The organism is Citrobacter sp. Cf116 (assembly GCF_030336505.1).
GTDB classification, from domain to species: domain Bacteria; phylum Pseudomonadota; class Gammaproteobacteria; order Enterobacterales; family Enterobacteriaceae; genus Citrobacter; species Citrobacter freundii.
In genome coordinates, this window is record NZ_JAOWEQ010000039.1 from 9,762 (window position 1) to 18,506 (window position 8,745).

Genomic DNA, 8,745 nt, shown 5'->3' on the forward strand with positions numbered 1-8,745 from the left:
TCCTGAACAGTACGGCTTATCTGTTCCTTCTCGTGCTTGCTGGCGTCAGTGTTGATCGCCGGCAATGTCATCATCGGTTTTACCCGGACATCAGCATCCGGAAAAATCCGGTGAACCCTCTTACTCAGTTCGCCCAGAATGATATCTTTCGCACCGGGCAGACCATCAAAATTCCTTTTGTCATAAACGAGTTCCACGAACATTGATTATTGCTCCTTTACTGGATGGATATACAGTATTTATACTGTGTTTTTATCCGGTATTCAAGAGGGGTTAAATGATGCCACGACGTAGCGATATTGAAATAGCCTGGTATGCTTCGATACAGCAAGAACCGAATGGCCGGAAGACTGTCACCACACAGCGATTTGTCCAGGAACTGAGCAAGGTTAACTGGAACTGGACGATGAAGCAGGCCAATGAATGGATCGAGTGGTATGTGACAACCTTCTGCGATGTATCAACGCAGGAAGGCGAGAACCGTACCTTTCAGCTGTTCAATCCAAACGGAGGACTGTAACCATGGGCTTCCCTTCACCTGCGGCAGATTATGTTGAAGCACGAATTTCCCTCGATCAGCAGCTAATCAGCCAGCCAGCAGCGACTTATTTCATGCGGGCATCGCGTTCACATTTCAGGGAAGGGATAATCCAGGGGGCGCTGCTTGTTGTTGATGCGTCACTTTCTCCTTGTGATGGCTCGCTGCTGATATGCGCGATAGACGGAGAATTCAGGATCAAGCGATATCGGACTCATCCTCAGCCCCACTTGGTTAATCTGGATAACGGGAGAAGGGAAGAGCTGCCAGCAGATGATGATGGCTACAGTTCTGTACCCGCTATATTCGGGGTGATGACGTACATTATTAATGATGCCAGGAACGCGGAATTTGATGACTGCCCGGTGATGTGAATAGCTGAAATTTTACGGCGAAATTGATGCCTTGTGTCGGGGATTTTTCCCCGATTAATCCCCACTGCTTCCCCGTTCAGAAAACAGGCATAAAAGAACCAGCCGTAACAGGCTGGTTCTTAGAGGATTTTTGGTCGGCACGAGAGGATTTGAACCTCCGACCCCGACACCCCATGACGGTGCGCAACCATTTCAATGGCAGCTATGTGCCATGAGCGGACGTTAAAGGGTGAAAAATAAATATAAATTCCCATTATATCCTCCTTTAATTATTTACAAAGAAATTTAAAGAATGATAAGTATTCCTTCGCATACTAGCCTCTTCACTAAACTAGTTTTATTATTTTTAGATGAAGATCCGATGATATTAACAATGCGAAACTCCTTAGTTAAAAGAATGTAGTTCAATTCCTCAATGAAATTCATGCTAAAATGTAAAGTTTTACCCTGAAAACTTACAACTATTTCGTCACTTAAGTACTTTGCAGAAAAAATCAAATTATGCCGATGAGAGAAAATAGTTTCGTCATTATAATTCCCATCTAAAACTGAAATGGTGTTCATTATTTGACCGGGCCTCGATGCCCATCGAGAATCAACGAATTCATTTAGAACGCCATTGCAAATGTCAGGCCATACAATGTTATTTTGAATTTTAGTTTTTAACTGTAATAATATTGAGGACAACTCTTTATCAAGTGACTCTGTAAAAGAGGCGGATAATGGTACAGATCGTCTGAAGTTCGGATCGTCATGGAGCTCTTTGACTAATTTTTTTACGGCTAAATTGATAACACCCCATATCCTAATAGGCTCTATTGCAATAACCACATGCAAAGAGTTTTCATCCATAGTATAAACCTCATGTAGATGTCCTCTTGGAATAAATAAGATATCACCAGCATTAAGGTAGACTTCTTTAATGGGGGCTGTTTTTTTGGAGATAGCAATCGACTCTTGTAAAATATGATGTTCGTGTTTTAAAGGTAATATAGAATCTTTATTCCATATCTTCCATAGTTTACCTCCAGCTACTTGAACGATAAAGTTATCTGTAACATCATAATGTGGGGTGGTGTTTTTCGCATTTGGCGGTGTAATAAAAGCGGTTGCATGACTAGGCCAACCTAGTTCCTTTTCTATGGAACGACAGATTTCCCATAGTGATAAAATCCTGCGATCAATACCTCTAAGTGAAATAGTTGCACCAACGGTAATTAGTCGCTTAAGTGCATCTATATTTACATAATTAGAATTAACTTCATCTCCTGCCTGCCAGGATTTCGTAAATTCTTTTTCAGGAACAAGCTCCCCACCTATAAAAGCTCTTACCATTGGGGTTCTTAAGTCTGCGTAATTTAGAAGATTTTCAAAATCAAGTAGTCTTGGTAAATTTAAACCCTCGCATTTTTTTATATGCAATGGGGCGTTTTCCCAAAAATCATTGAAAAAAACCTCGGTGCTCATATCACCTAACAAACTTTTAAGTGCAGACATGTTACTTCCTTTATTTTAAGGGTTGGCATTGTGGTTTTGGTGTTGGAAAATGCCTCCATCCAACTCAATAATTTTTTTCATTTTTCTTAATGCATCTCTTTTTTCATCAATGAGAGCATCCAATGATATTGAATTAACGACTTCATCTAGAATAGTATCAAATATTATGTTGTCTGAATTAGAAAAGATTTTAGATACATCAATACTTTTTCTGGAAATAGAGTTTCGTTCTATTTTTTTGATTGAATTCTCTAGGGCCGATGAAAAAAGATCTGCATATGTATATGCTATTATGCCTAAAGTTATATGCAAAGATGTTACTTCGTTTGTATTTGCCTCATGAACAAATCCTCTTGGGATGTAAAGTGTATCACCAGGAAATAATTCGATGTTTATTAATGGGGATGTATTTTTTGCAATTTCTAAAGAAGAATTTGTTCTAGTATCAATATCAACACTAGGTGTAAGGTATGGAATTGGACACCCCCATACTTTCCATTCTTTCCTTCCGTGAATTTGTAATATAAATACATCATGAGTGTCACTGTGAGGATTAAAACCCTTAGAACCAGGAGGCGTTAAGTAAGCGTTAGCTTGTACTTTAGATCCTAGTTCTTGGCTAAGAGATGCACAAAAAATTTCTAAGGGAGGCCAATAACGTTCCAAAAATTGTAGTACCAATGTTTCTCCCTTTGAAATGCCATCATAAATAGCATTTGGGTCTCCGATATCAGACTCTACCTCCCCAGAAAACAGTCGATATGTTGAAATGTCATCGTATTTTTTAGCTTTTCCATTTTTTACCATTCTAAAATAAGGCAGATAAATTTGCTGTGCTATGATTTTGTCTATATCATATAAATCAATTAGTTTTGTGGAAAGTGTACTGGAGCTAGACCTTCTTGATATTAACGGTTTTTTATTTAGGAAGTTCAAGAGAAAATCAGAGGTTTCAATTGAGCTAACAAGACTAGCGATATTAATCATACGGCGTGCCTTTATTAGATGGTAAATATCAAAACACACACAATTTAAACTCCATTATTCTGTTGATCCACTTCATTTTGACCAGGATCGAGCTGCGGTTCCTCTATATGCTGTTTTCTAGGATGTCGACCTTTGATATTCGTAAAACTATCAATGCCTGAGTCTATCTTATTAAATCCTGATTCACCATCGGCATGACCACCACCTATTTTCCCTAAGATGATTGCTTGGAGCATTGCAACGTCACGGCGTAAGCTTAAAATCTCGTTTTTAAGATCAAGAATCATCAATGATGTTTCGTTCATATACACCCCTAATTTTCATGGTTAAGAAAATTGATTTAATACAAGATAATTAATTTTGTTAATACCAGTAATTGCACTAACTGTACTATTGGTGAGTCAAGTATTGATATATTAATTACTAGCATAGTTTTTCCTTTGCACAACATAAAAATTATCAATGAGGAAAATTTTTTTCATTAAAAGTCGAGGTGGTAAAAATAACCATTATTTATTAATGGGTTGACATCAATAACGCATCTCTAATGCGTTGATGATTTCCATTGTAAAAATTCTTTTCTTAGAAAATATCTCACAATTTTAGGACAAGTGGCCCGAAAGGTCCGCTCCTCGCTCAAAGCAGACGTTTTCCCCTGTCGCATCGTACATTAACGTATAGTTTGGATTAACTCTGGCCCTTGATTCTTAACATTCCCGACGGCACGCGTCACGGCGTGCCATAAAAATTTATCAGCGGACACGGAACCGTCAGCTACAATCTCCTCCGCTTCTTTCCCTCCAACATTCTGCCTCATCCATTCGCGAGCAGCATCTGGTGAGAGTACCAGTGGCCGCCTGTCGTGAATATCTACCAGTCCTTTATCGGCAGCAGCTGTTACTATCAGGAATCCTTCAGCTTCATCTCCACGTTCGAATGGTGTGCTGCCGATCGCCGCCATGAAAATCGGCTGGCCATCGGCTCGATGAATAAAGTAGGGCTGCTGTATGTCACCTTCCTTTTTCCATTCGTACCAGCCATCAGCAAAGCAAATTACGCGACCATGTTGCCAGAGTGGTTTAAACATTCTGCTGGTGGCCGCAGTTTCAGAGCGTGCGTTAATTAGCGGTGGTTTATCCCACCATCCGGGGGCGTATCCCCAGATAACTGGATCAAGATGGAGTTTCTCGTCACGTTCGCTCAGAAGCAGAACTTTGGTACCCGGCGCCACGTTGAAACGTCCGATCGGTTCCGGGTCATATGGAATGTCTTGCTCGGCTTCTTCTGCGAGAAGGGTGAGATAGTCTTGACGTGTCATTGACTGTGAAAAACGTCCACACATAGAAACCTCCAGCCATATGTAAGACTGAAAGTATAGGATATTGCCCTGCGCGAAACGATTTGAACCCTACACCCGAACACCAATACATATAGTAAATGGCATTATTGGGACCTTAATCTGAAATCAGCCACATATCAGCCTCTTCAAACATTTCCTGAACAGTACGGCTTATCTGTTCTATTTTATGCTTGCTGGCGTCAACGCATTCAATTTTGGAAGGAAAAACTGTCCGAAACCGGTCCGAATATGTCCGAAATTTTGGCTAACTATATGATTTTTAGTACCTGAAAACACACCTTTAATTGTGTGTTTTTTGTTCTAATGGTTTGTTATTGCGTTGAAAATAAAGGATAAAAAATAATTTTGGAAAAAACAGGAATCGTATTCGGTCTCTTTTTATGTTTTTGTTTTCATTGTGTTTTTTCGGCGTCCTCACGAAATCCCACGAAAATTACTCGAAATTTCCATATCCTGTCTAAACCATAACATATTCTGCACCACGTGCGTCCAGGTATTTTTTGGTCATTGTCAAATTTTTATGCCCGAGTAAACGTTGCGAGAATTCCTCCCCGCGTTCTTTTTCATACAGTCTGCCGGCCAGGCTTCTGATCTCATGGTAAGTAGGAGGGTTCGGTCCAAATTTTATTGTCGTCGCATCCCTTACATTCGAAAATGCCTGGGTCAATCCATCAGGGGTCAGTGGCCCCGGCTTTCTGCCACCGCGTCTGACTGGCGAGAAAAGCATAAAATCTGATGGATTATTGATTCGGCATCGCTCAATCACCTCTCCCAATTCCAGGCTATCCAAGTTATTAAAATAGAGATAGAGCCCAACGAGTTCTCCGTTTGGTGCCTCTCCAATGGCTGTGAAATAAGCACCAAGAGCTGCAACGATTTCGCTGTTTTCCATGGCAGTAGCTATGCGATCCGCGACAGAGAACTTGATAGGGGATATGACTAAGCAAACCTTGCCTCCAACTTTAGTTATTTCGATCCTCATAATGTTTCCCTCAACATTCTGTCCCTGTGTCCAGTAACAGTGATACAGGGGGTTCTTCATTTAGCCTTATCGCTGGCAAGCGGAACGGTACTGACTGCTGCGCATTAATGTTCGCCATCTCATCCGGTGATTCGTATGCCGCCGGCAGCTACTTCGTGGGCGTCCTGCCTCGATGACGTTTTCGATAGAATGATTAAATCATTGGTTTAATTTTTATGTCAATCATCAGTTGATATAGAGGCAAACATTTGCTTTATCAGTCGTGAAAAACTAAGGGGAGGGAGGTTCTGACAAAAGGGCGAAAAAAAACCGGCAAACGCCGGTTTCAATGGATGGGAATAAACTCTTAGTTCACATCGTTAGCCTTAAAACGACCACGAAGATATTTCTCAACGTAATCATCAATTTCCTTTAACCGCAGTGCAAAGGTATCGATCATTCGCTCTTGCTCTGCCTCTGGTAGCTGCCTAAATAAGTTAAGCATTTTGCTCTCGTTAGGCTTGAGACCTGAATCTTCTGATACTTTCTCACCTAACAACCAAGTAACGGACACGTTGGCGGCTTCCGCAATTGCTATGGCGGACTTCTTACTGATAACTCCCTTCTTAAACCACCCATTCACAGCTTGAGGCGTAACTCCTGCAATGCGAGCCATATCAGCTTTGCTGATCCCTCTTTGAGTAATTTCTTCTAAGCGGGCTACCAGTTGGTTATTGAGATCGTCAGTGTTTTTCATACACCCATTGTAAATGTTTGGTTTATAGTCACAATAAATTTAAAGTTTGCAATTAATGTAAACCTATGGTTTATTACTCCCAATTTAAAAAGGAGATAGTTATGACAGCCATTGATAACGCAATTCGACTAGCTGGCTCGGCCAATAAATTAGCTTGCACGATTGGTGTAAGCGGAATGGCAGTAAGTCAGTGGAAAGCAAAAGGTACTGTTCCTTCGTCACGGGTACTTCAAGTCTTTAGCGCTACAGGGGTTACCCCCCACGAACTTAGACCCGACTTATACCCAAATCCAACGGATGGATTACCTAAGGAGTGACCATGCAAACCATCTCTTTTAAAAACCATACCCCGACGATGGTGAGAACTCAGAAAACAAAAAATCAGTTTTCTGTTTGTCGCCGGGATTGGATGAAGTGCAAAAAAAATCTGGGTTGCCGTTCGTGAATGGGAATCGACATTACCAGGACAGGCACAGGAACGGATCGCTCAGCTGGTGGCTAAAGAGTGGGCCAAAGTAGATGGCCGCGGAATTGCTGTTAATAAACAGAATTTATTCCGATATCTGAAAAACGAGGGCGGTTCGGAAAAGTACACGGCTTACGTTATGCAACTGTCAGGTTCAATTATTGCTGCTATGCCAGTTCAGATTGCCAGAAAGCACGGATTAAGTAATGCGAGCACAGAAGCAGAGCTGGTGGCGAACGCTATCAAAGAATGCAGTGAGGCACACCATGCGAAATTAATTGGCGCGCCATTACAAAAGCTCGAGAAGGAAATTCGTGAGGCGGCAATCGCATTATTCAACATGTTACCTGCTGATGCGACGGGACCACTACTGGCGAGCATAAGCGCCGTAGCGCCGCAATTGTTTTAATCGAGTTTTGACCAATGACCATTATTACTGCAACTCGCGGGGTGAAGTATGCCTAATCCTTTGGCTAAGGCCATGCCTAAGAGTAAGGCTAGTAACGAGCCTTACCGTAAGGTGAAGATCACCATGTGGGATGATCCTAAATTTCGAGCCTTATCACCACTCCCGCCAAGTGGGCAGAGTCTGTTTATTTACCTGCTTACAGGCCCATTCACGGGGATTATACCCGGGCTGTATAAGGCGGGAAGGGCGGCTATGGCCGAAGAATTAAACTGGGAAGTCGAAGCCTTCGACTTAGCCTTAGGCGAAGCCATAGCGTTAGGTATGGTGGAAGCCGACCTTAAAGCCAGAGTTTTTTGGTTGCCTAACGCGGTGAAACATAACCCTCCAGCATCAGTGAACGTGATCAAATCATGGGCAAGATCGTTTGAATTACTTCCTGAATGTTCACTGAAAGATAAAGCATATGAAGCTCTCAAAGCCGCCTGCTACGGGGTTTCTGACGCTATGGGGACGGCTTTTGATAAGGCTTTCGCTTTGCCTAAGGATAAGGCTAAGTCTTTGGCTAAACCTTTGCCATCAGGTATCCAGAAAGCAGTTAGCAGTAAACAGATCTTAAACCCCTCTCTTAACGCGGGCGCGATGAAAAATCCGAATGGGGATGAACTGCCATCCCCGGTCATGCCCCGATACCTGGACGGTGTTGATGAACCGATCGGGAAATTCAGCATGACAGATAGCTGGCTTCCCTCCAGAGACTTCCGACAGCGCGCTGCATCGTGGGGTATCCCCCTGCCTGAACCAGATTACCTTCTGACTGAACTCGCAGAATTCACCGCGTATTGGGAGTCGGAAGGGAAAGTTTTTACTCAAATCCAGTGGGAACAAAAATTTGCCCGACATGTAGCCCGGGTGAGAACGCAGGTAAAACCAGAAACCGGAGGTAACAGTCATGTGGGAGCAGGATCCGAACCAACAGCATCCCGGGCAGTTCAGCAAATTCAGTCAGCACACGCAGAGTGGCGCCGCAGGAATGGACTTGATGGCGACGGAAACAGCCTGGCGACTGTGGCAGGTCATGGGGGAGGTGTATTCGAACCGATGGACCCAGAAGAACGGGGCGGAGCCTTCGCCTATCTGGATAGCCCAGATAGGTTCGATGACTGAACCTCAAATTCGGCTGGTCTGTCAGCAGTGCATGGAGCGCTGTGCGATGGGAAATACATGGCCGCCTGACCTGGCTGAGTTTGTTTCTCTGGTTTCAGTGAGTGGAGCGAATCCATTCGGACTGACATCGGAGCAGGTTATGACGGAATACCGGCGCTGGCGCAATGAGTCATATCGGTATTCAGGAAGCGATAAATATCCATGGCCTCAGCCCGTGCTGTATCACATCTGC

11 protein-coding genes, 1 tRNA gene and 3 pseudogenes are annotated in these 8,745 nt (G+C 42.9%); 5 read left to right on the forward strand and 10 right to left on the reverse strand.

Features of this window, described 5'->3' with window-relative positions; translation table 11 throughout:
* A partial coding sequence (locus OGV74_RS16640; RefSeq protein WP_286521204.1) for a DinI-like family protein occupies positions 1–203 on the reverse strand: 203 nt, incomplete at its 3' end.
* 95 nt (positions 204–298) lie between these two features.
* Positions 299–415, reverse strand: a pseudogene (locus OGV74_RS16645) (hypothetical protein); the annotation flags it as partial.
* A gap of 107 nt (positions 416–522) precedes the next feature.
* Between OGV74_RS16645 and OGV74_RS16650 the strand changes: the two are divergent.
* Positions 523–912, forward strand: coding sequence for a HumD family translesion DNA polymerase (locus tag OGV74_RS16650; protein WP_096879008.1), 390 nt, complete (start codon positions 523–525; stop codon positions 910–912).
* Between the two features lie 131 nt (positions 913–1,043).
* On the opposite strand, the gene OGV74_RS16655 is transcribed toward OGV74_RS16650, so the two are convergent.
* The 8 genes from OGV74_RS16655 to OGV74_RS16690 all read right to left on the reverse strand — a co-directional run bounded on the left by OGV74_RS16655 (position 1,044) and on the right by OGV74_RS16690 (position 6,474).
* Positions 1,044–1,124 (reverse strand) — tRNA-Pro (locus OGV74_RS16655).
* 73 nt (positions 1,125–1,197) lie between these two features.
* Positions 1,198–2,409 carry a JmjC domain-containing protein gene (locus OGV74_RS16660; protein ID WP_286521206.1) on the reverse strand — a complete coding sequence of 404 codons (1,212 nt, stop codon included), beginning with the start codon at positions 2,407–2,409 and terminating at the stop codon, positions 1,198–1,200.
* A gap of 15 nt (positions 2,410–2,424) precedes the next feature.
* Positions 2,425–3,396, reverse strand: a complete 972-nt coding sequence (locus OGV74_RS16665) for a cupin domain-containing protein (protein WP_286521208.1) — start codon at positions 3,394–3,396, stop codon at positions 2,425–2,427.
* 44 nt (positions 3,397–3,440) lie between these two features.
* On the reverse strand, positions 3,441–3,701 hold the full coding sequence (locus OGV74_RS16670) for a hypothetical protein (RefSeq protein ID WP_286521212.1): 261 nt from the start codon (positions 3,699–3,701) through the stop codon (positions 3,441–3,443).
* Positions 3,702–4,066: 365 nt separating this feature from the next.
* The gene (locus OGV74_RS16675; protein ID WP_286521214.1) at positions 4,067–4,738 is read right to left on the reverse strand and encodes an SOS response-associated peptidase; all 672 of its coding nucleotides are present in this window, start codon (positions 4,736–4,738) and stop codon (positions 4,067–4,069) included.
* A gap of 112 nt (positions 4,739–4,850) precedes the next feature.
* Positions 4,851–4,949 carry a DinI-like family protein gene (locus tag OGV74_RS16680; RefSeq protein WP_072211991.1) on the reverse strand — a complete coding sequence of 33 codons (99 nt, stop codon included), beginning with the start codon at positions 4,947–4,949 and terminating at the stop codon, positions 4,851–4,853.
* 264 nt (positions 4,950–5,213) lie between these two features.
* Complete coding sequence (locus OGV74_RS16685; RefSeq protein WP_286521216.1) at positions 5,214–5,738, reverse strand: tyrosine-type recombinase/integrase; 525 nt, start codon at positions 5,736–5,738, stop codon at positions 5,214–5,216.
* A gap of 346 nt (positions 5,739–6,084) precedes the next feature.
* Positions 6,085–6,474 (reverse strand): helix-turn-helix domain-containing protein, encoded by a 390-nt coding sequence (locus OGV74_RS16690; RefSeq protein ID WP_032949520.1) that lies wholly within the window; start codon positions 6,472–6,474, stop codon positions 6,085–6,087.
* 101 nt (positions 6,475–6,575) lie between these two features.
* On the opposite strand from OGV74_RS16690, the gene OGV74_RS16695 reads away from it, so the two are divergent.
* The 4 genes and pseudogenes from OGV74_RS16695 to OGV74_RS16710 form a co-directional block, all read left to right on the forward strand.
* Positions 6,576–6,791, forward strand: a complete 216-nt coding sequence (locus OGV74_RS16695) for a transcriptional regulator (protein ID WP_032949519.1) — start codon at positions 6,576–6,578, stop codon at positions 6,789–6,791.
* A 2-nt stretch (positions 6,792–6,793) separates the two neighbouring features.
* Positions 6,794–7,349: pseudogene (locus OGV74_RS16700) on the forward strand (toxin YdaT family protein).
* Between the two features lie 252 nt (positions 7,350–7,601).
* Positions 7,602–8,513, forward strand: a complete 912-nt coding sequence (locus OGV74_RS16705) for a DnaT-like ssDNA-binding domain-containing protein (protein WP_223307938.1) — start codon at positions 7,602–7,604, stop codon at positions 8,511–8,513.
* A pseudogene (locus OGV74_RS16710) lies at positions 8,425–8,745 on the forward strand (replication protein P); the annotation flags it as partial. The gene OGV74_RS16705 and the pseudogene OGV74_RS16710, both read left to right, overlap by 89 nt.

Excerpts from the sequence above, each read along its gene's own strand:
- OGV74_RS16685 (WP_286521216.1), bottom strand. The coding sequence starts at position 5,738 with ATGAGGATCGAAATAACTAAAGTTGGAGGCAAGGTTTGCTTAGTCATA.
- OGV74_RS16690 (WP_032949520.1), bottom strand. The coding sequence starts at position 6,474 with ATGAAAAACACTGACGATCTCAATAACCAACTGGTAGCCCGCTTAGAA.
- OGV74_RS16660 (WP_286521206.1), bottom strand. The coding sequence starts at position 2,409 with ATGTCTGCACTTAAAAGTTTGTTAGGTGATATGAGCACCGAGGTTTTT.
- OGV74_RS16695 (WP_032949519.1), top strand. The coding sequence starts at position 6,576 with ATGACAGCCATTGATAACGCAATTCGACTAGCTGGCTCGGCCAATAAA.
- OGV74_RS16650 (WP_096879008.1), top strand. The coding sequence starts at position 523 with ATGGGCTTCCCTTCACCTGCGGCAGATTATGTTGAAGCACGAATTTCC.
- OGV74_RS16665 (WP_286521208.1), bottom strand. The coding sequence starts at position 3,396 with ATGATTAATATCGCTAGTCTTGTTAGCTCAATTGAAACCTCTGATTTT.
- OGV74_RS16675 (WP_286521214.1), bottom strand. The coding sequence starts at position 4,738 with ATGTGTGGACGTTTTTCACAGTCAATGACACGTCAAGACTATCTCACC.
- OGV74_RS16705 (WP_223307938.1), top strand. The coding sequence starts at position 7,602 with ATGGCCGAAGAATTAAACTGGGAAGTCGAAGCCTTCGACTTAGCCTTA.
- OGV74_RS16670 (WP_286521212.1), bottom strand. The coding sequence starts at position 3,701 with ATGAACGAAACATCATTGATGATTCTTGATCTTAAAAACGAGATTTTA.